This window comes from Photorhabdus tasmaniensis (assembly GCF_011189505.1).
Classification (GTDB): Bacteria; Pseudomonadota; Gammaproteobacteria; order Enterobacterales; family Enterobacteriaceae; genus Photorhabdus; species Photorhabdus tasmaniensis.
The window spans coordinates 61,797-87,824 of the sequence record NZ_PUJU01000011.1 but is presented as its reverse complement, the minus strand read 5'-3'; the positions used below and the strand labels follow the sequence as shown (position 1 = coordinate 87,824).

Below are 26,028 nucleotides of genomic sequence, written 5' to 3'. Positions count from 1 at the left end.
ACATTGTAGGGCTCAGAGGGCGTTGATCAAATTTTCAGTTACAGCCAGAAAAACCAGGCAAACAACGAAATGATCGCGACACAGGCCATATTCAGCACTATACCCACTCTTACCATTTCAGCCTGTTTGATATAACCGGAGCCGAAAACAATCGCATTAGGTGGTGTTGCAACCGGTAGCATAAAGGCACAGGATGCCCCGAAACCGATAATCAGTGTCAAAGTCACTACTGGCATACCCAACGCTTCCGCAACCGTTGCAAATACCGGTACCAGCAAAGCGGCACTTGCGGTATTACTGGTGAATTCAGTCAAGAAAATGATAAACGCCGCCACCGCAACAATAATCACAAACCAGTGGCTGGCACCGAAAGTAGCGGCCATACCGTTTGCCATGATCTTACTGGCACCTGAGTTTTTCAGAATGGCACTTAACGTCAGGCCCCCACCGAACAACATCAATACACCCCATTCGGTGTTATTCTGAATTTGAGACCAACTCGCTACACCGGTTATACCAATCAAAATAGCCGCACCGATTGCAATAATGGTATCCAGATCTTTCACGCCCCCCAGAGCAGAACCGATCACCGAGCTAAAGATCCAGCAGAACACAGCTAACAGAAAAATTATCATGGTAATCAGTCGCTTACCTGTAAAATCCAGTTCTTCCAGCTTCATGTCGAATTTATGATTCAAATTCGGACGTAGCATCAGATACATTAAGCCGATCATCATTGGCATCAAAATAACAACCAGTGGAATACCAAACTTCATCCAACTGAAAAAATCGATACCCAGTTGAGCTGCCGCAATCGCATTCGGCGGGCTACCAACCAGCGTGCCTAAACCACCAATACTTGCACTGTAAGCCACACCCAACAATACAAAGACAAAAGTGTGACGCTCAGTGCGTACATCCAGATTAGACAAAATACCTAATACTAATGGCAGCATCATCGCGGCGGTCGCTGTGTTGCTGATCCACATAGAAAGACCGGCAGTCACACCAAACAGCAACATCACTGCGACAGACAAACGTCCACGGGCAATCATCAGCAGACGGTTAGCAATCAGTCGATCCAATCCTTGTATGTGCAGTGCCGTTGCCAGTGCAAAACCACCAAAAAACAGGAAGATGATAGGATTGGCAAAAGATTTCAACGCGTCTCCCGTATTCATCAATCCCATGCCAACCGCCAGAAGCGGAATACATAACGCAGTAATAGTGACGTGGATAGCTTCGGTAAGCCATAGCACGCCAACAAATACCATCAGTGCCAAACCCGCATTAGCTTTTTCATCAAACGGCAAGACATTGAGCAGAATAAACAGCAATACAATATCAGCAGCCAGAATGATTAAGCCTTTTTTATTTGAGAAATTTGACCTAATGGCTGGGGTTAAAGATTCAGAAGCATCCATGGTGACTCCATTAGCACCGGTGATATCTTATCCACCATTGCTATAATTGTTAAAAAAATACAAGGCGTGTGAATATAAGGAGTCTTTTCTAGGAAGAAAACGCAGTTCTTTGCATTTTGGGATCTAAAACGTTGGAATTGACTAATAAAATCATAACAGATGGTATTTTATACAATTTTTTGTTTTTACATCACACTATTACGTCTTTTTAGGTATAGGCGGTCACTGCATTTTATGCAAGCTTGCAGACATAAAAAAACAGGAGAGTTTTACCCCTCCTGTTAATATCAATCATTTTTAGCTTTGATTACCGATTAAGCTTGGCCTTTTACTTCTTTTAGACCATAGAAAGGAGCGCGATTACCCAAAGCTTCTTCGATACGGATCAGTTGGTTATATTTAGCAACCCGATCAGAACGGCTCATAGAACCCGTTTTGATCTGACCTGCTGCTGTACCTACTGCCAGATCAGCAATGGTCGCATCTTCAGTTTCACCGGAACGATGAGAGATGACGGCGGTGTAACCCGCCTCTTTTGCCATTTTGATCGCGGCCAGCGTTTCAGTGAGAGAACCAATCTGGTTGAATTTAATCAGAATAGAGTTAACAATGCCTTTCTCAATACCTTCTTTCAGGATTTTAGTATTGGTCACGAACAGATCGTCACCAACCAACTGAATTTTCTCACCCAACACTTTAGTTTGGTAAGCAAAACCGTCCCAGTCAGATTCATTCAAGCCATCTTCGATAGATACGATTGGGTATTTTCTGGTCAAATCTTCCAGGTAATGAGTGAATTCCTGAGAAGTGAAAGTTTTACCTTCACCTTTCAGTTCATAGTTACCTGTTTCTGAGTTGTAGAATTCAGAAGCGGCGCAATCCATCGCCAAAGTAACATCTCTGCCCAAAACATAACCTGCCTGCTCTACCGCTTCTTTGATCGCGGCCAGCGCGGCAGCGTTAGATTCTAGGTTAGGTGCATAACCCCCTTCGTCACCAACGGCAGTGCTCATCCCTTTCGCTTTCAGAACTTTAGCCAGGTTGTGGAACACTTCAGAACCGATACGAACTGCTTCTTTCAGCGTTTTTGCGCCAATCGGCTGAATCATAAATTCCTGGATATCAACATTGTTATCCGCGTGCTCACCACCATTGATGATGTTCATCATTGGCAACGGCATAGAGAATTTACCTGGAGTGCCATTTAGTTCAGCAATGTGCTCGTACAACGGCATACCTTTCGCCGCTGCCGCTGCTTTAGCACTAGCCAAAGAAACCGCCAGAATCGCGTTAGCACCGAATTTAGATTTGTTTTCAGTACCATCCAGGGTGATCATGATTCTGTCGATGTTAGCCTGATCTTTAGCATCCTGACCGATAACTGCCTGGGCAATGGATCCATTTACTGCATCAACAGCTTTCAGTACACCTTTACCCATAAAACGGGATTTGTCACCGTCACGCAGTTCCAACGCTTCGCGGGAGCCGGTAGATGCGCCAGATGGCGCAGCCGCTAAACCAACAAAGCCCCCTTCCAGATGCACTTCTGCTTCTACGGTTGGGTTACCACGAGAATCAATGATTTCACGACCGATCACTTTAACGATTTTGGACATTAGGTTTTCCTCAGTACAAGTTACATTTCAGGTAAGTGACGGAACACCTATACCGCCACTTACTGCACATCTTATTTGAGCTGGCCTTTCTGGTATTTACCGGCTGCTTTAACAAAACCGGCAAACAGCGGATGACCATCACGAGGAGTGGAAGTAAATTCTGGGTGGAATTGACAAGCTACAAACCAAGGATGGTCTGGGATCTCAATAATTTCCACTAATTTATTGTCTACTGAACGACCGGCTACCCGCAGACCGGCATTTTCAATACGTTTCAACAGCAAATTATTAACTTCATAACGATGCCGATGGCGCTCAACAATGGTATCTGCCCCATACAAAGTATGAACCAGACTGTCTTTTGTCAGGTGGCATGGTTGACCACCTACACGCATCGTTCCACCGAGATCACTCTCTTCGCTACGCACTTCTAAATTACCTTCCTCATCACGCCATTCGGTGATCAGGCCGACAACCGGGAACCGGCAATCAGGTTCGAATTCTGTTGAGCTGGCTTTTTCCAAACCCGCAACATGACGTGAGAACTCAATCAATGCCACTTGCATACCGAGACAGATCCCCAGATAAGGGATTTTATTCTCGCGGGCATAGCGGGCTGTCATGATTTTGCCTTCCACACCACGACCACCGAAACCACCAGGCACCAGAATCGCATCCAGCCCCTTGAGTAATTCAACGCCACGGGTTTCAACATCCTGAGAATCAATCAGCTTGATATTAACCGTCAGACGATTTTTCAATCCACCGTGCTTCAACGCTTCAATCACAGATTTGTACGCGTCAGGCAATTCAATATACTTACCTACCATGCCGATAGTCACTTCACCGGCAGGATTCGCTTCTTCGTAAATGACCTGTTCCCATTCGGACAAATTTGCTTCCGGGCAATCAAGGCTGAATCGTTTACAAATATAATCATCTAAACCCTGAGATTTCAATAGCCCTGGGATTTTATAAATGGAATCAACATCTTTCAGGGAGATAACCGCTTTCTCCGGCACATTACAGAAAAGGGCAATTTTTGCCCGTTCATTAGCAGGAATGACGCGATCTGAACGACAAATCAGGATATCCGGCTGAATACCAATAGAAAGCAACTCTTTTACAGAATGTTGGGTTGGCTTGGTTTTGACTTCCCCAGCCGCAGCCAGATAAGGAACAAGCGTCAGGTGCAGATATAGAGTGTGTTCACGGCCAACTTCTACAGCCATTTGACGAATCGCTTCAAGGAATGGCAGAGATTCAATATCGCCGACGGTACCGCCGACTTCTACCAACACCACATCATGACCTTCACCACCGCTGATGATGCGATCTTTGATTTCATTGGTGATGTGAGGAATAACCTGAACGGTCGCGCCTAGATAGTCGCCACGACGCTCTTTACGCAAAACTTCGGAATAAACCCGGCCAGTGGTGAAATTATTACGGCGGGTCATTTTAGTACGGATGAAACGCTCATAGTGACCTAAATCGAGATCAGTTTCAGCGCCGTCTTCGGTAACGAAAACTTCCCCATGCTGGATTGGGCTCATCGTCCCCGGATCGACGTTGATGTACGGATCCAGTTTCATAATAGTGACATTGAGTCCACGGGCTTCGAGTATAGCGGCCAAAGAGGCTGCGGCAATGCCTTTACCCAGAGAGGATACGACCCCGCCGGTCACAAAAATATAATTAGTTTTCATGCTGAACCTGAAAGTTTAGGTTTAAAGATGATGGATACAACCAGGACGGGAAAGCAGTATACCCGAACCTTAAATTCGCTACAAATAATCTGCACGCAATAAAGGTATTTTCTCCCACACTTCAACTAAAAAACTTCTCTCATTAACCTCAGCACTGCTTAAACACAGGTACATGCACAAACTTCATCTTTCTTGAAGCCAAACTTTATTGTTTCTACTCAATATCGAATGATTTTATTGCCTTAATTGATTAAAAAACAGCATTATTGCTTCTCGTGTGATCGTTTGGCACAAATTGCATACAGAGCAAAGACCCAATATAAGTAATAACAGCTTATGGTTAAAGAGCTACGTCATGATTAAACTCACTCAGGAACAGTTCAATAAATTTATTGATGCAGAGGACGATGCTTATATTGAAAAAGTGAATCCTGGCTGGGAAAGTACCCGCTCATATTCGCAGGTTACCCTTGATTATCAACTCCAGATCGCCAAAACCGTTTACAAACCAGACGCAAAACTCATACAAGTATGGGAACGTCTGGGTGTCAGTTTTGATGGCTGGCGACCAAAAGCCTGCCTGTTTCTGGAATCTAAGGCTAAATATGATCAGCTTTTTAGGAAGGGAAAACCAATGGAATGGTGGACGGGAAAAGATTCAATGAAAAACCAAGGAGGGCGGCAACAAGAAGTATGCACTTCATTGAACAGTATCCCACGTTCACACTGGCATTTTATGGAACCTGTAAGTGCTGGTTACTATTTGGAAGAGTTTTCTAAGTATTCCAATATTAAAGTATTTCATACCCCTTTACTCGGATAGTGTGAGGCAATTTATGGCTATTTTATCAACAAAAATAAAACTGTATTTTGACCTGAAAAAACCTTTGACTCCACAAGTAGTACTGGCTGATTTGTATCGAATTACTCAACAAATCGATCACTTTTTTGGCTGTCATAAAACCTGGTATCTGACAGGCCATACTCGTAAGGAAGCATTGGAGCATCCTGTTTTTGAAGGAAAACACCCGACGAAAAAAGCAATTCAGGTGTTCGAAAAAAATTACAAAGAAAATTTCCCTTTTATAGGAAAAAGTATTTGGGATGGAGAAGATGATGATTTTGCCTGTTCCCTATTTTATGAGAACTATCGTAGTGACAGGTTAGGACAAACTGAGATAACAATAAATCTTAAGATTGACGAAAAAGAGTTTCAATTTTCACGGTTGATTGATTTTATCACCTTTTTGGTTTTCAGCCGTAATGCCCCTTATATTATAGTAGAAACTAACGGTTATACCTTGAAGCGAAACCAGGTCTTCCCCGACAGGTTAAGTGTAGGGTGGATGATTTATTTACCCACGGTCATAGAACCCTCATTGTTACCAATGGCAAAAGAAATCTTGCCTGTTTCTAATGATAAAGAACCATTGGGTACATTAATTATCACTAAAAAAGGCATTTTTGACGGTGAAAATCAGGACGATATTGATAAAGCCAATGATATTGAAATTCAGTTAGTGAATTTAGGATTACTACCGTTAATGACTGAGATTTAAATAATGTTTAAGTCACTGAACCTTATTTAAACGGTATTTCACACGCTTTATCTAAATGTGATAAAACAGCGGTTAAGAAAAGCTGTTTTTCGGTTGTCAATGTGGTTTTAAAATCTGGAAAAAAAGAACAAGCACATCATGAAAAAACAGGTGAAAACTTTAATTATTAAAAGTAAAAAGCAGTGATTAAGTTTTTTTAAAGCGGGTAAAAGATCCGATGTTCTGCTGGCATTGAAAGAAAAAACATCAGGAAAAACAGGTTTTAAATTGATTAATAAGGCGAAAAATGACAACGTTAATCCAATAACAAAAACATGATATTATATTAAAAAATTTAACAGGATCAATCGCATTAAAAAATTAGCCGTAAAAAAACATGAAAACATTTTAAAAAGATTAAAAATCATTAAAAACTTTATTTAACCAGTAGATTTAAATCAATAAATGAGTATTAAAGCGTTTTCTTGCCGTTATTTTACAAAGTAAGCCATAAAAAGTAGATAAAACGGTTAATTTTTCCGTATTTAAGCCCTGAAAAAAACGAGATTATCCGAAAAAACATAAAGAGATATTTTTATATCATCAGACTATTTACTGGCTGATTTATAACAATAAAAACCGGGTATGATTCATGTTTTACGTTTAACCAATGTTAATCATATTCGTTTTTTATCTTTACTGGCGTTGTTTTACTGGCAATTATGAACAGTTTTTATAAGTCTTTTATCTTCATAAATCAATCCGTAAATAGCTTGGTGGTATAAAGATACCCCGTTATGTTTTTTCGAATAATATTCTTTTTCTCGCTGATTTATTTTAAGTTTTCTATTAATGGTTAATGTCATTTAAAAAATTGCACTTATAGTTAAATCCGTCTTTTATATAAAAGCTTTAATACATCTGTTTTCGTGCTTTTAAATGGTTATGACAGGACAGGTAAATGTAAAATAAGCGAAGGATAACGTCGCTGATAAATACATTAAGGAAAATCCTGAACAAATACAACAATTAAGTGAACAGCTCATCAACCAGGCAAAGTCACTTACCGCAGGAATAGACATAGTTCTAAATAACCCACTATCTGCTGACGATGAGTAAATGATTATGTACGATCGAGTATGTGTAATAAACGGATGGGCTCTTTTTACCCATCCGGGTTTTATAGAACAATTAAAACAAATAATAGATAAATTCGAACAACTCCAACAGAAATATCCAAATAACTATCTAAAAAAAATGATACAAAACGTTTGGCTGCAATCATAAAACTCATTACTGAAATTATTCCTAGTGACCCAACTAATATAGCCTTTCGTTTGAGTCATACATTAGGTGGCAAAAGAAAACACTGATTCAGAGCAAAATTTATCCAAAAATATCGACGCTTTTTCCGTTTTCACACCGAAAGTAAAATGATTATCTTCGGTTGGGTGAATGATGAGAGAACAAAAAGAGTACATGGTGATCAACATGACACTTGCAAAGTATTTGGTGAAATGCTTAACGCTGGACGCCCACCAGATGACTGGAATTCACTCTCAAAAGAATCGATCGATTCACCACACTTATCTACCTTTATTGATGAACACCAACCATAAGTTTTCCCCAGTAAGGGATCAAATCAAGCCATGCTTAAGATTTTGCGGTAAACTGACTTTTATAATGCAATTGCAATAAATTCACTTATAACAGTCACAGGATAAACAATGGAAGTGCTAAACGAGATCATGCAAGCATTATGGCAGCATGATTTTTCCAAACTTGCCAACCCCGATGTTCTCTGGATTATTTATGGCATTCTGTTTGTAACACTGGTTCTGGAAAATGGTTTATTACCCGCCGCTTTTCTGCCAGGTGATACGCTATTAATCCTCGCCGGTGCGTTGATTGCCAAAGGGGTAATGAGTTTTATCCCAACCGTTTTCATTCTGACAACCGCAGCAAGTATCGGTTGCTGGCTCGGCTATCTTCAAGGAAGATGGCTCGGTGATACTAAGCGGGTTAAAGGTTGGCTGGCACACCTTCCTATTCAGTACCGCCAACGGGCCAATATGCTGTTTTTCAAGCATGGCCTGGCCGCTTTGCTAGTTGGCCGTTTTCTGGCTTTTGTCCGTACTCTGTTACCAACACTGGCAGGTATATCCGGGCTCAACAGTAAGCGTTTCCAAATTTTTAACTGGCTGAGTGGCTTACTATGGGTGGTCATCATGGTCGGTTTTGGTTATCTCCTCAATCAGATCCCGTTTGTTAAAAACCACCAAGATCTGGTGATAAACATTTTGATCATTCTACCCATTGTGCTGCTGTTAAGTGGTTTAATTGCCTCTCTGTTGATGTACTGCCGCCACAGGAAAATCACTGCGGTAAAACGTAAATAAAAGTCATTGTGGTTTACAAGCTGCAACAGGATTTTTATTCTTAACTTAATGCGTCAATATTATGTGAACCGCGGCCCAGTCAATGGGTGATATTCCTGGTGTCGCTGCTCCATAAAACCGATCAATTCATGTATTGAGCCATATCTTAGTCAAAATACATGGCTTAGATCACGCCCGTCGTATTACTTTCTTCAATTACCTTTAACATCAATTTAATATCAACCACCCTGTTATGAGGCTGCATTATTCATTTTAGCTGATATTTTAAATCTATCTTTTAGGAGGTAGTCATGGACAATCAACCAATCATCAAACTTGCTGACGGCAACCATATGCCCCAATTGGGGCTTGGGTCATGGGCCGCCGATAATCAACAGATAGCGGTAGCAATCCATACTGCTCTGGATATCGGTTATCGGGCAATTGACACCGCCGCGATTTACAATAATGAGAAAGGAGTAGGCAAAGCGCTACAAGAAACAGATATCCCGCGTGAAGATATCTTTGTCACAACCAAATTGTGGAATGACCGGCATCGTGATGTTCGCGCCGCTTTGACAGAAAGTCTGGAAAAGTTGCAACTGGATTATATTGATCTTTATCTCATGCACTGGCCTGCTCCACCACAGGATCAATATGTAGAAGCCTGGCAGCAATTTATTGAATTACAGAAAGAAGGGCTTATCCGCAGTATCGGGGTTTCTAACTTCCATACCGAGCACCTCCAACGGCTGATCAATGAAACTGGCGTTCATCCCGTGATTAATCAGATTGAATTACACCCACTACTGCAACAACGCCAGCTTCATGCCTGGAATGCCACTCACAATATCGTTACCGAATCCTGGAGTCCGCTGGCACAAGGTGGTGAAGGTGTATTCGATAATCAATTGGTTCAACATCTGGCACAAAAGTATAGCAAAACACCGGCTCAGATAGTTCTCCGCTGGCATATTGATAACGGTATGATTGTGATCCCAAAATCAAGCACGTTATCAAGAATCAAAGAGAATTTTGACGTGTTCGACTTTAAATTGGACAAAGAAGATCTGACCGCGATGACCGCACTGGATATCGGTAAACGTCTGGGACCAAGCCCTGAGACATTCGTTGATTTCAGTGAGTTCAGCCATTTGCTTGATTATATTGATTTTGATAATTAGTACTGAATTCATATGGTGATAATGGGTAAAAGGGTGAGAACATGCGCAGTATCAATACCGCGCTTCGGTTTTACCCAACCATTATCACCAACCTCGGTTTTCACTTATTAACTGGCAGGTATGGTCACTAATTGTCCAATAGAGCCGCGATCGGCCATTTCCAAGATCTGGCTGTAATACAGAAATGGGAAGTGTTTATAAGATGGTTGGTTCATATAAACCAGTAATTCCACGCGTCCATCAACCCAGACAGTATCTTTCCAACCATAATCCTGTGGCTGAGGCGTCTCACCATTGTGATTAATCACTTTAAACTGCACACCGCCAATATGGAACGGCTGTGGGAAGGTTGCATTTACGATCCAACGCTCCCATGTTCCCTGCTGGCTGGTAATATCTACCCGGTTCATATCCCACAACATGCCGTTAATTCCCGGCGTATTACCATCAAGATAAATTTCCCGGTTACGGATGACGTTAGAAACCGGCATAACATCATCGACCAGACGGGATGGCAAAGCATCTGTCACTAAAGATAACAAACCTGTCGGTTTAATGGTCAGAACAGTGCTGGAAATCAGCATAGTAGATGATTCAAACAACCCACGCAGCCTGTCAAGTATGCCAGCTGATTCACCCGCAGTAACAGAAACTTCATCCCCCTCTGACATATCAATCAATACTTCACGCCGTTCACCTGGCGCAAGGGACAGTTGCGGAACAGCGACCGGCGCAGGTAACAACCCCAAATCGGTGCCTATCATATAGAAAGGACGGCCATCACTGATCTGTAGCTGATATCGGCGGGCATTGGATGCATTCAGTAAACGCAGACGGATCCAACCACGAGATACCTCAATAAAAGGATTCTGTACGCCATTCACCAACAGTGTATTACCGATAAACCCACCACCTGCGACAGGCTGATACTCAGGAACACCAAAATTATCCAGCCGTTTATCCTGCAAAATAACCGGGAAGTCATTCACACCATAATGTTTTGGCAATGGCAAATTACGGCTGGTTTCATCTTCCACCAGCCACATACCAGCTAAACCGTTATAAACATGGGGTGCCATCCGGTTAGGGGTATTGGCATGATACCAGCACGTCGCCGCCTGCTGACGAATAGGCAACACCGGCGACCAGTCAGCCCCTGGAGCCATTTGACGGGCAACCCCGCCGGTCAGCGTTCCCGGTAGTTGCAATCCGCTGACGGTCATTGAAACCGGCTCCGCCAACCGATTACTGTATATCAGTTTGACATCATCGTTTTTATGAACCCGTACCGTCGGGCCAAGATATTGACCATTAATCCCCCACACACTGGTTTTATATTGTCCATCAAAAGTCCAGTGCGCTTTTTGTAAAGTCAGAAATAGCGGCTGCCCCCCACGGGATTCCAATAAAGGGGGAATCGGCAAGGCAGTTTGCTGATTTTTGCTGGCCCCAACTACAAAAGGAGCGGCTCCGATACACATTGCCAAGCCTGATGCCTGAATAAATTGGCGCCGACTAAATGACATATTTTCTCCGCGACAAACCTAATGAAATTCCGGGTATTATGTGTCTCAGAAATACCTGAAATATTGCAATCATTCACCTGGAAGCTAATAACTCATTATTGAAGTTATTAAAGTTTATTATCCTTTTGATTGCATTTAACAAAAGTATTATTTATCAAGCGCTCATCATAACGCGAATAGACAGGGAATTAAACTATCCGAATGCATTACACGAATCTATCTCTGTAAGCGATCAGTACATATCATTTCTATACAATACATTGTGGACACGGACAACAGACAAAAATCCTCACATATGCCAGATATGTGAGGATTAAAGTACGTTCGTTTTTGTCAGGTCCGCTCTTTATTACAAAAAAGAGGGCAAACAAGATAACTTATTATGAGTATTTACCCTGCTTTTTCATTGCAGCTAATTCCTCATCCAGCGCGTCTATTTTGTCTTTCATCATTTGATGACAATACTCTGCCAATTCACGCACTTGTTCTTTGGTATATCCAGAAGTATCAATGGGTGGCAACATTTCCACAATAACGGTGCTGTTATTCCAGCGATTCAACTTAATATTGCCATTCGTGATGGAAGAGACACAGACCGGGATAATCGGCACTCCCGCAGAGATAGCAGCATGGAAAGCCCCCGTTTTAAACGGCAGTAAGCCACGGCCACGGCTGCGCGTTCCTTCCGGGAACATCCAGACAGAAATACGGCGCTTTTGAATCTGCTCGACAACCTGAGTAATAGTGCCGTGTGCTTTAGCTCGGTTATTTCTATCAATCAGGATATTACCTGTCAGCCAATAAAGCTGACCAAAAAATGGGATCAACACCAGACTTCTTTTACCTACCGTCACCGTGCCCGGCTGAACCGCATTGGACATGGTTATCATGTCATAGTTGTTCTGATGATTGCCTATATAGATACTCGGACCATAATTTTTGGCGTCAGCAGGAATACGCTCAATTATTTTGATGCCAAATATTTTCGACAACCGACCAAACATATTACCAAATACCATGACATGGTCCGGATTACGGGGTTTAAATAAACAGTAAATACCACCACAGACACACACTACAATCGAAAACAGAATAACAATAATGCCACGAATAATAGCTAACATAGCCGCCTCTTGTTTAACGGGCCCTCACTCAAGCCCGTTAGTTTCATTTAATCCTACTATTTGGTTACACCGATAGCAGAGGGTGGTGTATCAACCTGAACCCGCTCAATACGTTGCAACCCACGAGGTAGAGATGTTCCTTTACGCCCACGCTCTGCACGGAATTTCTGCAAATCTTCAGGACGCAGTGTCAGTTTACGTTTACCAAAGTAAAGTGTAATAGACGATTGTGGCGGTAGTACCAATAACCAACTCAATAGATCATTTTCTGGCGCTGACTGAACAGAGATGATCTTATTTCCTTTCCCTTTGGAAAGCTGAGGTAAATCCGCAACCGGGAACATTAACATCCGACCTGCGCTGGTGATTGCCAGTAGCATATCATCCTGCGCGTTATTTATTTCCAGCGGCGTCATGACACCCGCATTTTCCGGCAATGTAATCAGTGCTTTACCGGCCCGGTTTTTAGCTACCAGATCACTAAAGGTACAGATAAAACCGTAACCGGCATCAGATGCCATCAAAAATTTCTGTTCATCCGGTGCCATCAGTACATGTTCTACGGTTGCACCTGCGGGCAGCATCAATTTACCCGTCAGTGGCTCCCCTTGACCTCTGGCAGAAGGCATATCCCGTGGATCAAGAGAGTAACTACGCCCGGTTGTATCAATAAAAACCACCGGCTGATTGCTCTTACCACGAGCCGCACCACGGAAGCTGTCGCCTGCTTTGTAATTCAACCCAACCGGATCGATATCATGACCTTTTGCACTGCGCACCCACCCCATCTCTGACAAGACGATGGTCACCGGCTCACAAGGTGTGATGTCGTGTTCACTCATGGCCTTGGCTTCATCACGTTCTCTCATTGGGGAACGACGTTCATCGCCATAAGTCGCCGCATCAGCAATAATCTCTTTCTTCAATAACGTGTTCAGCTTGCGCTCAGAACCTAAAATTGCCTGTAACTTATCACGCTCTTTTGCCAATGCATCCTGTTCGCCACGGATTTTCACCTCTTCCAGTTTTGCCAAGTGGCGTAATTTCAGCTCAAGAATGGCTTCTGTCTGAGTCTCACTTAAACCAAAACGTTCCATTAACACCGGTTTTGGCTCATCTTCACTACGGATAATGTGGATGACTTCATCAATATTGAGAAACGCGATCAGTAAACCTTCCAGCACATGCAGGCGTTTAAGGACTTTTTCCAGACGATGATTCAAACGCTTACGGACCGTTTCCCGGCGAAATACTAGCCATTCGGAAAGGATTTCAACCAAACCTTTTACCCTCGGTCGGTTATCCAATCCAATCATATTCAGGTTGACGCGATAACTCTTTTCCAGATCGGTTGTCGCGAACAGGTGGTTCATGACCTGCTCCAAATCCACCCGATTTGTGCGCGGAACAATCACCAAGCGGGTTGGGTTTTCATGATCAGATTCATCACGTAAATCATCAACCATAGGCAATTTTTTAGCCCGCATCTGGTTGGCGATCTGTTCTAGCACTTTGGCGCCAGAAACCTGATGTGGTAGCGCAGTGATCACCACATTGCCATCTTCTTTTGACCAAACAGCACGCATCCGTACCGAACCGCGGCCACTTTTATAAATTTTACGAATATCTTCGGGCGACGTGATGATCTCCGCTTCGGTCGGATAATCAGGCCCTTTAACGTGTTCCATCAGCTCATCAAGGGAGCTTTGTGGCTTATCCAGCAGCGTTACCAGTGCATTGACCACTTCACGAGCGTTATGAGGTGGAATGTCTGTCGCCATACCAACCGCAATACCGGTGGTGCCATTCAGCAGAATATTAGGCAAACGCGCTGGCAGCATTTTCGGTTCTTGCAACGTGCCGTCAAAGTTTGGCACCCAGTCAACGGTGCCGTGCCCCAATTCCGTCAGCAGCAACTCTGCGTATTTGGACAGACGGGATTCGGTATAACGCATTGCGGCGAAAGATTTGGGATCATCCGGTGCCCCCCAGTTCCCTTGTCCATCCACCAGCGGATAACGGTAAGAAAATGGCTGCGCCATCAACACCATAGCTTCATAACAAGCACCATCACCATGTGGATGGTATTTACCCAATACATCACCTACGGTACGGGCGGATTTCTTAAATTTAGCGGTATTATTCAGCCCAAGCTCTGACATGGCATAAACAATACGGCGCTGAACCGGTTTCAAACCATCCCCGATAAAAGGCAGCGCCCTGTCCATGATGACGTACATGGAGTAGTTCAGATAAGCGTTTTCAGTAAATGAATGGAGCGGCAAACGCTCCACGCCATCGTGAGTTATCTCACTCATTCGTTAATTTCCTCAGAATCTTCTTTGACTATCGCTGTGGGCGTTACACTTCAATTTCCACAGTGTCACCCTTATCTTGCAGCCAGTTACGGCGATCTTCTGAACGTTTCTTCGCCAGAAGCATATCCATCACCGAGAAGGTTTCCTGGTAGTTTTCATCATTGATAGTCAATTGCACCAGACGGCGAGTATTCGGGTCTAACGTCGTTTCACGCAGTTGCAGCGGGTTCATCTCACCCAACCCTTTAAAGCGCTGTACGTTAGGCTTACCCCGTTTGCGGCTCAGGCGATCCAGCACCGCGCTCTTTTCCTCTTCATCCAGTGCGTAATACACTTCTTTACCCAAATCGATACGATATAACGGCGGCATTGCCATATAAACATGGCCATTCTTAACCAATGTTGGGAAGTGGCGAACAAACAGTGCACACAGCAGCGTCGCAATATGCAAGCCATCCGAATCGGCATCCGCCAGAATACAGACTTTACCATAGCGTAACTGGCTGAGATCACTGCTATCCGGGTCGATGCCAATAGCGACTGAGATATCATGGACTTCCTGTGACGCTAACACTTCATCCGAAGAGACTTCCCAGGTATTCAGAATTTTCCCTTTCAACGGCATGATCGCCTGATATTCACGATCACGAGCCTGCTTCGCCGAGCCGCCCGCAGAATCCCCTTCCACCAAAAATAACTCAGTGAGATTCAGATCCTGTGATGTACAGTCAGCTAATTTTCCCGGCAACGCAGGGCCACTGGTCAGTTTTTTACGCACAACCTTTTTCGCGGCACGCATTCTGCGCTGTGCACTGGCGATTGCCAATTCCGCCAATTGCTCGGCTTCCTGAACATTCTGATTCAGCCACAAGCTGAAAGCATCTTTGACGACACCAGAAACAAAGGCAGCGGATTTACGGGAAGAGAGACGTTCTTTCGTCTGACCGGCAAATTGCGGGTCCTGCATTTTTACAGACAGAACGTAAGCACAGCGATCCCAAATATCATCAGCAGAAAGCTTCACACCACGTGGCAGGATATTGCGGAATTCACAAAATTCACGCATGGCATCCAGTAACCCCTGACGCAACCCGTTTACATGGGTCCCCCCCTGCATCGTCGGGATCAGGTTCACATAACTTTCAGCCAGGAGTTCTCCCCCTTCCGGCAACCAGAGCAGCGCCCAGTCAACCGCTTCGGTTTCACCGCTGAAAGTACCGACAAAAGGGGTTTCCGGCAATGTTATCAGGCCATTAACCGCCGCCATCAGATAGTCGGTCAGACCATCGGCATAACACCATTTTTGCTCGGTATCGTTGATTTTATCTTTAAAAACAATTTCCACCCCCGGACACAAAACCGCTTTCGCTTTCAGCAGATGCGTCAAACGAGAAACTGAGAAACGCGGGCTGTCAAAGAAACTGTCATCAGGCCAGAAGTGAACACTGGTACCGGTATTGCGTTTACCACAACTACCGATCACTACCAGCTCCTGCACTTTATCGCCATTCTCAAAAGCGATTTGATAAACCTGGCTGTCACGGCGGACGGTGACTTCAATCCGCTTGGACAACGCGTTAACCACAGAGATCCCCACACCGTGAAGACCACCGGAAAACTGATAGTTTTTATTAGAAAATTTACCACCGGCATGTAAACGGCTCAGGATCAGTTCAACCGCTGAAACCCCTTCTTCCTGATGGATATCAACCGGCATACCACGGCCATCATCAATGACCGCCAGTGACTGATCGCTATGAAGGATCACTTCAATATGTTTAGCGTGACCCGCCAAAGCTTCATCCACGCTGTTATCGATCACTTCTTGCGCCAAATGGTTCGGACGAGTTGTATCAGTGTACATTCCCGGACGACGGCGAACCGGCTCCAGACCACTGAGAACTTCAATGGCATCTGCGTTGTAACTAGATTGAGTCATGTTGTAATTCTGTCGGTTGCTTCTTGATTAAAGGGCTAATCAGTTTTGTATACTGTTGATAATACCAGTCGTTCAAACATTTTTGGCAAGTTTTTTCTCGCCATCACTGGAAAACCCAAGAAAGTTGATGATTTGCGGGAAATAGTGCTCAAACCCGATAAAAGTGTGATTACCACCAGATTCAATAGTTTGCTTACATAATACAAGATAGGCAACAGCCTGACGATAATCCAGCACCTCATCCCCGGTTTGCTGCAACAACCAGATAAGATCCGGTGACTCTAGCGGTTCAATATGCATGATTTTGAGATCATGAATATGTCGCTGTTCCAAAATATACCGTTGATGGGTATAGGGGTTAATATTTTCCCCAAGATAATCGCGCAGTAACTCAAACGGGCGAACCGCCGGATTGACAACCACTGCGGGCAAACTGAAACATTGTGAAAGCCATATCGCCAGATAACCGCCGAAAGAAGAGCCAACAATACCCAAATCACCGGCACGTTCCACCACCAGATTTTCCAGCAATTCAGCTGCGTCTTCAGGATAAGGCGGTAACTGAGGCACCAGCATGTCAATTTCAGGATGATGCTGATGCAGCCACTTTTTCAGGGCATTTGCTTTTACGGATTGCGGGGAACTGTTAAAACCATGCAGATAAAGTAATGTTGACATCAGGCTGTATCCCTCAATTGTGCGTAAATACCACTGGCCGCTATGCTCCTGTGCGATAAGCCACAAATTGTGAGGCTTGGCAGACCCAATAAGCAGAGGGTAACACAGCGGCACAAGGAGACAACCACAACCTAGTATCCATCCGAATCTAAATCAGGGCAGAATTCATTGCTCTCCAATCTGTGGACCTGAGTTGTCAAACCAAATTCACCACGGTCAGAAATAGACAATTCGAGATAACGCCACCCCGGAGCGACGGTATCAAGCGTAAAATTAGTGCAGTGTGGCTTGAATTGCACGCTTGTTGATGGTGTCGCCATCATATGGATGCCATTCCAATCCATATCCATCTCCTGATGGATATGCCCACAAAGCATCGCTTTAACCCGGGTATAACCTTGCAGGTACTCAGCCAAGATGTGTGAATTACGCAAACTATGCTGATCCAGCCAGGTGCAACCCGATGGTAATGGATGATGATGAAGCAGGATCACCGTGTAACGTTCAGGATACATATCCAGGCACTTTTTCATCCATTCAAGCTGATATTCTGACAGCTCTCCGTGCGGAACACCCGGTACCTGACTATCCAGCATCAGGAGTTGCCAGTGCTCACCGACCAAAATCTGTTTCGACGGAGAAACGCCCGCAGCCGCCAAGGCATCCACCATAGCAGGCTGGTAATCATGATTACCGGGCAACCAGACACAAGGCGCAGGCAAACGGGCAATACCCGCTGCAAAATGCCAATAGGCTTCCAGCGACTGATCCTGTGCCAAATCACCTGTCGCAACGATTAAATCAATATCAGCATTTTGTTTGAGGATGGCATCCAGCACCGCGTGATAACTGCGATAAGTATTAATACCCAACAAAGTCTCTTCTTTGCCGGCAAAAAGATGCGTATCTGTTATTTGCAATATTTTGGCTGTGGTTCCTTCTACCACAGGCAGTTCAAACTGGCTTTCCAAATGGTTTCCTTGTCCTATAAACATTGGCGGGCATCATAACCCGTTTTAACGCAAGAGATCTGCTGACTGGCACACACTTCCCTTTTCTCAGTTAAAAATCAGGAATTATCTTAATTCCACACTTTTTTTAACTTTTCATGGTGCAATGCCAGCCATTGTATCGCAATCACTGAAGCGGCATTATCAATAATTCCCTCTTCCATCCACTGATAAGCCTGTTCACGGCTGACCACATGTACTCGGATATCTTCATGTTCACCCGACAATCCATGAATACCGGTGGCGGTAGTGGCATCCACTTCACCTACCATGACAGAGATGCGTTCAGTTGTTCCTCCAGGGCTGGAGAGATAACTCAATACCGGTTTACAACGTTTAACTTCAATTCCTGCCTCTTCCACCGCTTCGCGGCGCACCACATGCTCCACATCCTCGCCCTCTTCAATCATACCGGCAATAATTTCCAGCAACCACGGCGTTGCTTTAGTTTCTATCGCCGGAATTCGTATCTGTTCTATCAGCACAACTTCATCCCGACGCGGATCATAAGGTAACAGAGCTCCCGCATGTCCCCGTTCAAAAACTTCACGGCTGACCTCTTCACTCCAGCCACCCGCAAACAGACGATGACGGAAGCGATAATTTGTCAGTTTAAAGAATCCTTCATACAAACTCTTTTTCGCGATAATTTCCACATCCTGTTTATCCAGCACGACAGGTATTGACAGTTTTTTATTCACAAAATTCTCCTAAATACTTTCTTAATTTACTCGTCACCAAATGATATTAATCAAGCAGAGTTAAAAAATTCATCCTTTGGTGGTGTAAAGTTAAGCTTAATTAAGGCAATATGGCACAAACGGCTACCTTCAGCTGATAGCATACTCTGCTAGAATCAGTGATATTTCGTTTTTCATCAAGGCAACAAGCAAAATAGCTGCACAACAAGGAATGCAAATGAAGAAACTGCTCTCCCTTTTTATCGCTATGAGCCTAGCGGGATTTAGCTCTGTCAGTCAGGCTGAAAATCTTTTGCAGGTTTATAAGCAAGCAAAAGAAAGTAATCCTGAACTACGTAAATCAATGGCAGAGCGTAATGCGGCTTTTGAAAAAATTAATGAATCCCGTAGTCCATTATTACCTCAGTTGGGATTAAATACGGGATATACCTATAACAGTGGTTACCGCGATACGCGTGACACAGAAAACAATGCCTTGAGCGCGTCGCTTAAGCTGACTCAAACCATTTTTGATATGTCGAAATGGCGTCAGTTGAACTTACAAGAAAAAACGGCGGGTATTGCCGACGTTAGCTATCAGAGCAGTGAACAAAAACTGATTTTGGATAGTGCAACGGCCTATTTCAAAGTACTGCGTGCTATTGATTCACTCTCCTACATCGAAGCTCAAAAAGCGGCTGTTTACCGCCAGTTGGATCAAATCACTCAGCGCTTTAATGTCGGTCTGGTCGCCATTACTGATGTGCAAAACGCCCGGGCTAACTACGATAGCGTACTCGCTCAGGAAGTGGTCGGCCGCAACGATCTGGATAATGCATTGGAAGCTCTGCGTCAAGTAACCGGTACTTATTATCCTCTGTTATCTTCGCTGAATATTGATCGCTTCAAAACACATAAACCAGAAGCAGTGGATATTCTGGTGAAAGAGGCGGAGAAACGTAATCTAAGCCTGTTATCTGCCCGTTTAGGTCAGGATCTGGCCCGTGAGCAAATCAAAGCAGCACAAACTGGTCATATGCCAACAATTGATCTAAGCGCTTCTACCGGCGTTTCAAACGTCCAGTCTCATGGCTCCGGCTATGAGCTAAATAGAAAACCCGGCAATGCCTATAATGGCGAAAACAGTGTTGGTCTAACACTCAGCCTCCCCATTTACAGCGGTGGGGCGACCAGTTCCCGTGTTGAACAGGCACAATATGGTTTTGTCAGCGCCAGCGAACAATTGGAAAGCACCTATCGCAATGTTGTACAGGTTGTCCGTTCTTCTTTTAACAACATATCTGCCTCCATCAGCAGTATCAACGCCTACAAGCAGGTTGTTGTTTCCGCGCAAAGCTCACTGGATGCAATGGAAGCGGGTTATCAGGTCGGTACACGTACCATTGTTGATGTGCTGAATGCGACGACAACGTTGTACGATGCCAAACAAAAACTGTCCAACGCTCGCTATGATTATCTGATTAATCAACTGAACATTCAGCACGCACTTGGCACGCTAAATGAGAACGATTTAGCGGCTCTGAATAATACGCTGGATAAACAGATCTCAACATCAGCCAGCAGTATTGTTCGGGAAACAAACGCACCCGCAACGTCTGGCCGTAACTAATTCAGCTCTTCAACCTTCACTAATAACAGCCCGCCAGAAAGCGGGCTGTTTTTTCCTGCCAACGACAACTTGTTCTGAAAGAAAATGCGATATTTATCTTAATGCAGGAAATATATAAATCAGAAAAATCCTTCAAATGGATTCCAACTCTGGCTATTCACCGTTTCTTTCAGATAATAAGCGTAATTAGCCGTCATTCCCCATATTGCCGCAAAACCACAGTTAACTCCCGTACTCACAGCCTGAGAGATCTCAAGATTCAGAGCACTTGCAATAATCACTAATAGCGTACTCACTACAACAGCGATGCCCAATAAGGTCAGATTCTTCCGCCATAACCCTAAAACAAAGAAGTAAATAAAACCAAAAAAGAAGGCGATAAAATTCATGTTCAACAAGATACGGCGCCTAAATGGTTCTGCTTTCATGGCAGCTTTATGCTCAGGTGCTTGAGGAGAACCGTATTGTTCATAGAATGCAAAACGCGCCTGCCATTTTTCCGAATATTGGCTTTTATCCATACTACTTAATTCCTTAATTAAAATAGAAAATACAACATCAATAATATAATAATGATTAGTTACTAATTTAAGATTATATTGCTGAGATTATTTTTTGTCGCTAAAACAGCAGATGCTGTAATTAGTAAATTCACTTACACCATAACGTTACTCGTTTAATTATCCTTAATTTACCGGAATTTATACGGGCAGGATTAATACCACAAAATATCAATTACAGCACTGATTTTTAATATTTCACAACATTAAAACCAGATTTAACGGAATACCAGATAATCAATATCCAGCAGCCGCTTTGTCAGACAAAAAATTAGGTTATCAATTCGAAGGTTTATGCTTTAATTTTGTTCATCTTTCCCCTATCCTTAGAGCTATTTCATTAAAGAATCACAGACACCTAAAATCTGGGTATACGACTATGACAATAAAACGGACCAAAAATATTAATCACGACGCATTCCGTAAGGCTTGGCGTCACTATCGCCTTGCCCCTGTGGCAATCGCTGTCAGTGCAGTTTTTATGTTATCTGCCTGTGAACAGAGTGATGAAACCGTCTCTCTTTACATGAATGCAGATGATTGTTCTCAGACAAACCCATCACAAAGTGAACAATGCACCCTTACTTACAACAACGCGTTGAAAGAAGCGGAAAAAACAGCGCCTAAATATGCGACCAAAGAAGACTGTATCGCTGAGTTTGGTGAAGCACAATGTACTCAGGCTCCGGCACAGGCGGGCCTTGGCAGCACATCTACCACGGATGGCTCCAGCACAACAGCGAATAGCAATGCACAAGCCCAACCGCAGCAAAGTGGCAGCATCTGGATGCCTCTGATGGCAGGTTTTATGATGGGGCGTCTGATGGGCGGCGGTGCAGCACCCTCACAACCGCTGTTTAGCTCCAAATCAGCCACCAGCCCGGCAAACGGTAAATTTGTTGATGCGACAGGCAAAAGCTATGGCCCTGCGACTGCCGGTGGCCGTTCCATGACAGTGCCTAAAACCGCTATGGCGCCAAAGCCGGCAACGACAACAACCATCACCCGTGGCGGCTTCGGTAACTCTGTTGCAAAACAGTCAACCATGCAACGTAGTTCTTCTTCTAGTTCTACTTCACGTTCAATGGGGGGCTAATCACGGATGAAACGCATTGCGATTACTGAGCGCCCGGACTGGCGCGAGAAAGCGACAGAATATGGCTTTAATTTTCACACCATGCATGGTGAACCATACTGGTGTGAAGATGCTTATTACCAGTTTTCTCTTGCTCAAATTGAAGAAATCGAGAATACCACTGCCGAGCTGCATCAGATGTGTTTGCAGGTAGTAGAGAAAGTCATCGATAGTGAAGAGCTGTTGACTAAATTCCAGATCCCAAAACATTGCTGGGATTTTGTCCGCAGTTCCTGGATTACCAGCCAGCCGTCACTCTATTCCCGTTTGGATTTGGCTTACGATGGTAAAAGCCCAGCAAAATTGTTGGAAAATAATGCCGATACGCCAACTTCACTGTATGAATCTGCTTTTTTCCAATGGATCTGGTTGGAAGATCAGATGAATGCTGGGTTACTGCCAGCCCATGCCGATCAATTCAACAGCATGCAAGAGCAGTTGATTGAACGCTTTGCTCAGTTGCGTGATGAACAGGGTTTTGGCTTACTGCACATGACCTGCTGTCAAGATACGCAAGAAGATCGCGGTACTATTCAGTACTTACAGGATTGCGCGCAGGAAGCCGGTGTTCCGACTGAATTCTTGTTTATCGAAGAGATCGGTCTGGGTGAGAAAGGCCAGTTTACTGATCTGCAAGACCAGGTGATCAGCAATCTGTTCAAACTCTACCCTTGGGAGATGATGTTCCGTGAGATTTTCGCCACCAAACTGGAAGATGCGGGTGTTCGCTGGTTAGAACCTGCCTGGAAAAGCATTATCTCTAACAAAGCATTACTGCCAATGTTGTGGAAAATGTTTCCGAATCACCCAAACCTGTTACCCGCTTATTTTGCTGATGATAACCATCCAGCAATGGACAGCTATGTTATTAAGCCGCTGTTCTCACGGGAAGGGGCAAATATTCGCATTATTGAGAATGGCCAGGAAATTGCCCGTGCTGATGGTCCTTACGGTAAAGAAGGCATGATCATTCAGCAATTCCATACACTGCCAAAATTCGGTGACAGTTATACGCTGATGGGTAGCTGGCTGATCAATGATCAACCTTGTGGTATTGGTTTGCGTGAAGACCGTGAACTGATAACCCAGGATCTATCCCGCTTCTATCCGCACATTATTTTGGATTAATATCCAAACAAGGGAGGAATGAGGAAGATAGTAAAAACGCCAAAAATTCCTCCCTTAAATATCCGATGAAAAAACGTTGCACTTATCATGTGAATCCACCACCTCATTCTATTAGGCTGCTCACGAAACCGATTCCTTTTTATATAACACAAAGATAATTAAACCAATGAAATTTTTGGTGACGAAACATCAATGCATTTTCACACAATCCCTGTCTCATCGGTCAGCTATTAAACCTTAAAAAGTAAAGAATCTGACCGTTATTGATGCTATAATGGTCAATAACTATGCCACCAAATGATTTGGAGCGCATCTATCATTTTGCCTGTCAATACAGTAAATCACATGCTAACAATACAGCACAAAAATTGACTATTTAACCAACCTGCACAGACAACATACTCAGTGAACCGGATACAATGCCATCTACAGGAATAGAAACCACCTCTTTTCTATCCCACGTTCCCATGACATACAGCAATGGCAAAAAGTGTTCAGGAGATGGGTTGGATAACTGACCATCTTCTCTGTCCAATGCATGAACCAAAGGATAAGGCTGTTCATTACTGGTAAGGTTATCACGTACATAATGGTTAAATGTTTCTGCCCAAGGATACGGTTTAGCATTAAGTTCTTGCCGCTTCATGGCACGAAGATTGTGTACCACATTACCGCTTCCCAGGATCAACACCCCTTCATTTCGTAAAGCAGCCAGCTTTTTCCCCAATTCATAGTGATACGTCGCGGGTTTGGCATCATCAATACTCAACTGCACCACAGGAATATTGGCCTGAGGATACATCTTAATCAGAATGCCCCAAGTGCCGTGATCTAATCCCCATTGATGGTGATCGGCATAAACCTCCACAGGTTCCAGTATTTCCTGCACTAAAGCGGCAAGCTCAGGTAATCCCTTAGCCGGATACTGAGTTTCATGCAATTCCTGTGGAAAACCGCGAAAATCATGGATAGTTTTCGGCTGAGTCATGGCAGTTACCGCTGTGCCATTGGTGTACCAATGAGCAGAAATCACCAAAATCGCTCTGGGGACAGGCAGTCTTTCGCCAAGCTCACGCCAGGCGTTGGTATAACGATTTTCTTCCAGTACATTCATTGGGCTACCATGACCAATAAACAATGCTGGCATTCTGGAAATATTCATAATGATCTCCCATACCAAATATAGATAATTTTAATACTTGTAGAGAGATTACGCCTTTCAGACCGGTAAAACAGTGTGCCAAAGGTGATTGAGTTATTCAAAAAAACTGAAAACCACAGCTTGTGCGAACTGTGGTTTTGGTAAATGCATGTACGTTATAACCGATATTTCAGCCAATTATCAGATAATTACGTTTCAACTGGCTTTCAGATCTACTGCCTGGCGATAAGCCACCAAATCTTCAATGGTTACCACCGGCATATGATGCAATTTCGCAAATTGCACTACTTCAGGAGTACGCGCCATTGAACCGTCATCATTGGTCAATTCACACAATACACCTGCTGGCTTAAAACCCGCCAAACTGACCAAATCAATCGTTGCTTCAGTATGTCCTTGACGGACTAAAACACCGCCAGGTTGAGCGCGCAGTGGGAAAACATGGCCCGGACGGTTCAAATCACTGGGCTTCGCATGATCCGCAATTGCTGCACGAATGGTAGTGATACGATCAGCCGCAGAAACGCCGGTTGTCACCCCCTGAGCCGCCTCAATGGTTACAGTAAAAGCCGTCTGGAACGAGCTGGAATTATTTTCCACCATCATGGGCAATTGCAATTGCTGCCGGCTGTCCTCGGTCAGACACAAGCAGACAATACCGCTGCCATGACGGATAGTCAGTGCCATTTGCTCTACGGTCATCGTTTCGGCCGCAAAGATAATATCACCTTCATTTTCACGATCTTCATTATCCAGCACCATCACACCGCCGCCATCACGTAAAGCGTCAATCGCGCGTTCAACACGTTCTGATGATGTGCCGTATTCAGAAAGTAGCGTCTGATTCATGGTAAAAAACCTCATTAAAATTTATGGATTACCAGAATCAGGGCAGTCTTGAGGAGTTCTCACTATGACACTGGGTCGCAACATTAATGTTATTAATACAATGTTCGTATGCCATAGCCGGAACAACAGGCGGGCAAAAAGCCCGACAGATGCCGTTATTCTCTCCCATCCGGACTATAACCGTCGGCTCCAGAATTACACTGGATCTGCTGACCTCCGATTTATCATAAAGATAACTACAAACGGAGCGCTCGCGGGCTTCACCCAGTCACCCGTAAGATGACCTGATGTTTACCGCCGGTGGGGACTTTCACCCCGCCCTGAGATAAGCCAGCAAACTATAACGCTAATATTTACCGGGGGCAATCAACAAAATCAGATGTGAAACCTGGCTCACAATGGTTTGTGGTTTTACCATCTGGTATTACACTATCGGGAAT

The 26,028-nt window shown here is 44.1% G+C and carries 20 protein-coding genes, 1 pseudogene and 1 riboswitch; of the genes and pseudogenes, 8 read left to right on the top strand and 13 right to left on the bottom strand.

The window, feature by feature from the left end:
- Positions 1 to 38: 38 nt before the first annotated feature.
- The 3 genes from C5471_RS07170 to pyrG all read right to left on the bottom strand — a co-directional run bounded on the left by C5471_RS07170 (position 39) and on the right by pyrG (position 4,749).
- Positions 39 to 1,424 carry an SLC13 family permease gene (locus C5471_RS07170; RefSeq protein WP_133815495.1) on the bottom strand — a complete coding sequence of 462 codons (1,386 nt, stop codon included), beginning with the start codon at positions 1,422 to 1,424 and terminating at the stop codon, positions 39 to 41.
- 314 nt (positions 1,425 to 1,738) lie between these two features.
- Entirely contained in the window at positions 1,739 to 3,040 is a 1,302-nt protein-coding gene (gene eno, locus C5471_RS07165) for a phosphopyruvate hydratase (RefSeq protein ID WP_133815496.1), read from the bottom strand.
- 71 nt (positions 3,041 to 3,111) lie between these two features.
- The gene (pyrG, locus tag C5471_RS07160; RefSeq protein WP_133815497.1) at positions 3,112 to 4,749 is read right to left on the bottom strand and encodes a glutamine hydrolyzing CTP synthase; all 1,638 of its coding nucleotides are present in this window, start codon (positions 4,747 to 4,749) and stop codon (positions 3,112 to 3,114) included.
- A gap of 355 nt (positions 4,750 to 5,104) precedes the next feature.
- On the opposite strand from pyrG, the gene C5471_RS07155 reads away from it, so the two are divergent.
- The 5 genes and pseudogenes from C5471_RS07155 (at position 5,105) to dkgA (ending at position 9,849) form a co-directional block, all read left to right on the top strand.
- Complete coding sequence (locus tag C5471_RS07155; protein WP_242688609.1) at positions 5,105 to 5,572, top strand: restriction endonuclease fold toxin 5 domain-containing protein; 468 nt, start codon at positions 5,105 to 5,107, stop codon at positions 5,570 to 5,572.
- Between the two features lie 13 nt (positions 5,573 to 5,585).
- Entirely contained in the window at positions 5,586 to 6,308 is a 723-nt protein-coding gene (locus C5471_RS07150) for an Imm52 family immunity protein (RefSeq protein ID WP_133815498.1), read from the top strand.
- A 1,250-nt stretch (positions 6,309 to 7,558) separates the two neighbouring features.
- Positions 7,559 to 7,906: pseudogene (locus tag C5471_RS07145) on the top strand (type II toxin-antitoxin system YhaV family toxin).
- Positions 7,907 to 8,014: 108 nt separating this feature from the next.
- Entirely contained in the window at positions 8,015 to 8,686 is a 672-nt protein-coding gene (locus tag C5471_RS07140; RefSeq protein WP_133815499.1) for a DedA family protein, read from the top strand.
- Between the two features lie 290 nt (positions 8,687 to 8,976).
- The gene (gene dkgA / locus C5471_RS07135) at positions 8,977 to 9,849 is read left to right on the top strand and encodes a 2,5-didehydrogluconate reductase DkgA (RefSeq protein WP_133815500.1); all 873 of its coding nucleotides are present in this window, start codon (positions 8,977 to 8,979) and stop codon (positions 9,847 to 9,849) included.
- A gap of 107 nt (positions 9,850 to 9,956) precedes the next feature.
- Here the strand turns inward: dkgA and ftsP are convergent, their stop codons facing one another.
- The 7 genes from ftsP to nudF all read right to left on the bottom strand — a co-directional run bounded on the left by ftsP (position 9,957) and on the right by nudF (position 19,145).
- On the bottom strand, positions 9,957 to 11,375 hold the full coding sequence (gene ftsP, locus C5471_RS07130) for a cell division protein FtsP (protein WP_133815501.1): 1,419 nt from the start codon (positions 11,373 to 11,375) through the stop codon (positions 9,957 to 9,959).
- A 380-nt stretch (positions 11,376 to 11,755) separates the two neighbouring features.
- Complete coding sequence (locus C5471_RS07125) at positions 11,756 to 12,499, bottom strand: 1-acylglycerol-3-phosphate O-acyltransferase (protein ID WP_133815502.1); 744 nt, start codon at positions 12,497 to 12,499, stop codon at positions 11,756 to 11,758.
- A 56-nt stretch (positions 12,500 to 12,555) separates the two neighbouring features.
- Positions 12,556 to 14,817, bottom strand: a complete 2,262-nt coding sequence (gene parC, locus C5471_RS07120) for a DNA topoisomerase IV subunit A (protein WP_133815503.1) — start codon at positions 14,815 to 14,817, stop codon at positions 12,556 to 12,558.
- Between the two features lie 43 nt (positions 14,818 to 14,860).
- Positions 14,861 to 16,756: a DNA topoisomerase IV subunit B gene (gene parE, locus C5471_RS07115; protein WP_133815504.1), complete on the bottom strand. Its 1,896-nt coding sequence runs from the start codon at positions 16,754 to 16,756 to the stop codon at positions 14,861 to 14,863.
- Positions 16,757 to 16,828: 72 nt separating this feature from the next.
- Entirely contained in the window at positions 16,829 to 17,434 is a 606-nt protein-coding gene (gene yqiA / locus C5471_RS07110; protein ID WP_133815505.1) for an esterase YqiA, read from the bottom strand.
- Between the two features lie 131 nt (positions 17,435 to 17,565).
- Positions 17,566 to 18,405 carry a 3',5'-cyclic-AMP phosphodiesterase gene (gene cpdA, locus C5471_RS07105; protein ID WP_133815697.1) on the bottom strand — a complete coding sequence of 280 codons (840 nt, stop codon included), beginning with the start codon at positions 18,403 to 18,405 and terminating at the stop codon, positions 17,566 to 17,568.
- Positions 18,406 to 18,515: 110 nt separating this feature from the next.
- Positions 18,516 to 19,145 (bottom strand): ADP-ribose diphosphatase, encoded by a 630-nt coding sequence (gene nudF / locus C5471_RS07100; protein WP_133815506.1) that lies wholly within the window; start codon positions 19,143 to 19,145, stop codon positions 18,516 to 18,518.
- 217 nt (positions 19,146 to 19,362) lie between these two features.
- Between nudF and tolC the strand changes: the two genes are divergently transcribed.
- Positions 19,363 to 20,754: an outer membrane channel protein TolC gene (gene tolC, locus C5471_RS07095; RefSeq protein ID WP_166295743.1), complete on the top strand. Its 1,392-nt coding sequence runs from the start codon at positions 19,363 to 19,365 to the stop codon at positions 20,752 to 20,754.
- Between the two features lie 119 nt (positions 20,755 to 20,873).
- Here the strand turns inward: tolC and C5471_RS07090 are convergent, their stop codons facing one another.
- Positions 20,874 to 21,275 (bottom strand): DUF2628 domain-containing protein, encoded by a 402-nt coding sequence (locus C5471_RS07090; RefSeq protein WP_133815507.1) that lies wholly within the window; start codon positions 21,273 to 21,275, stop codon positions 20,874 to 20,876.
- Between the two features lie 418 nt (positions 21,276 to 21,693).
- On the opposite strand from C5471_RS07090, the gene C5471_RS07085 reads away from it, so the two are divergent.
- Entirely contained in the window at positions 21,694 to 22,410 is a 717-nt protein-coding gene (locus tag C5471_RS07085) for a DUF1190 family protein (RefSeq protein ID WP_133815508.1), read from the top strand.
- Between the two features lie 6 nt (positions 22,411 to 22,416).
- Positions 22,417 to 23,577, top strand: a complete 1,161-nt coding sequence (locus C5471_RS07080) for a glutathionylspermidine synthase family protein (protein ID WP_133815509.1) — start codon at positions 22,417 to 22,419, stop codon at positions 23,575 to 23,577.
- A 376-nt stretch (positions 23,578 to 23,953) separates the two neighbouring features.
- Here C5471_RS07080 and ygiD read toward each other — a convergent pair whose 3' ends face one another.
- The gene (gene ygiD, locus C5471_RS07075) at positions 23,954 to 24,739 is read right to left on the bottom strand and encodes a 4,5-DOPA-extradiol-dioxygenase (RefSeq protein WP_133815510.1); all 786 of its coding nucleotides are present in this window, start codon (positions 24,737 to 24,739) and stop codon (positions 23,954 to 23,956) included.
- A gap of 195 nt (positions 24,740 to 24,934) precedes the next feature.
- Complete coding sequence (gene ribB, locus C5471_RS07070; RefSeq protein ID WP_133815511.1) at positions 24,935 to 25,588, bottom strand: 3,4-dihydroxy-2-butanone-4-phosphate synthase; 654 nt, start codon at positions 25,586 to 25,588, stop codon at positions 24,935 to 24,937.
- 153 nt (positions 25,589 to 25,741) lie between these two features.
- A riboswitch (FMN riboswitch) is annotated at positions 25,742 to 25,919 on the bottom strand.
- Positions 25,920 to 26,028 lie beyond the last annotated feature (109 nt).

Excerpts from the sequence above, each read along its gene's own strand:
- C5471_RS07170 (WP_133815495.1), bottom strand. The coding sequence starts at position 1,424 with ATGGATGCTTCTGAATCTTTAACCCCAGCCATTAGGTCAAATTTCTCA.
- eno (WP_133815496.1), bottom strand. The coding sequence starts at position 3,040 with ATGTCCAAAATCGTTAAAGTGATCGGTCGTGAAATCATTGATTCTCGT.
- pyrG (WP_133815497.1), bottom strand. The coding sequence starts at position 4,749 with ATGAAAACTAATTATATTTTTGTGACCGGCGGGGTCGTATCCTCTCTG.
- C5471_RS07155 (WP_242688609.1), top strand. The coding sequence starts at position 5,105 with ATGATTAAACTCACTCAGGAACAGTTCAATAAATTTATTGATGCAGAG.
- C5471_RS07150 (WP_133815498.1), top strand. The coding sequence starts at position 5,586 with ATGGCTATTTTATCAACAAAAATAAAACTGTATTTTGACCTGAAAAAA.
- C5471_RS07140 (WP_133815499.1), top strand. The coding sequence starts at position 8,015 with ATGGAAGTGCTAAACGAGATCATGCAAGCATTATGGCAGCATGATTTT.
- dkgA (WP_133815500.1), top strand. The coding sequence starts at position 8,977 with ATGGACAATCAACCAATCATCAAACTTGCTGACGGCAACCATATGCCC.
- ftsP (WP_133815501.1), bottom strand. The coding sequence starts at position 11,375 with ATGTCATTTAGTCGGCGCCAATTTATTCAGGCATCAGGCTTGGCAATG.
- C5471_RS07125 (WP_133815502.1), bottom strand. The coding sequence starts at position 12,499 with ATGTTAGCTATTATTCGTGGCATTATTGTTATTCTGTTTTCGATTGTA.
- parC (WP_133815503.1), bottom strand. The coding sequence starts at position 14,817 with ATGAGTGAGATAACTCACGATGGCGTGGAGCGTTTGCCGCTCCATTCA.
- parE (WP_133815504.1), bottom strand. The coding sequence starts at position 16,756 with ATGACTCAATCTAGTTACAACGCAGATGCCATTGAAGTTCTCAGTGGT.
- yqiA (WP_133815505.1), bottom strand. The coding sequence starts at position 17,434 with ATGTCAACATTACTTTATCTGCATGGTTTTAACAGTTCCCCGCAATCC.
- tolC (WP_166295743.1), top strand. The coding sequence starts at position 19,363 with ATGAAGAAACTGCTCTCCCTTTTTATCGCTATGAGCCTAGCGGGATTT.
- C5471_RS07090 (WP_133815507.1), bottom strand. The coding sequence starts at position 21,275 with ATGGATAAAAGCCAATATTCGGAAAAATGGCAGGCGCGTTTTGCATTC.
- C5471_RS07085 (WP_133815508.1), top strand. The coding sequence starts at position 21,694 with ATGACAATAAAACGGACCAAAAATATTAATCACGACGCATTCCGTAAG.
- C5471_RS07080 (WP_133815509.1), top strand. The coding sequence starts at position 22,417 with ATGAAACGCATTGCGATTACTGAGCGCCCGGACTGGCGCGAGAAAGCG.
- ygiD (WP_133815510.1), bottom strand. The coding sequence starts at position 24,739 with ATGAATATTTCCAGAATGCCAGCATTGTTTATTGGTCATGGTAGCCCA.
- ribB (WP_133815511.1), bottom strand. The coding sequence starts at position 25,588 with ATGAATCAGACGCTACTTTCTGAATACGGCACATCATCAGAACGTGTT.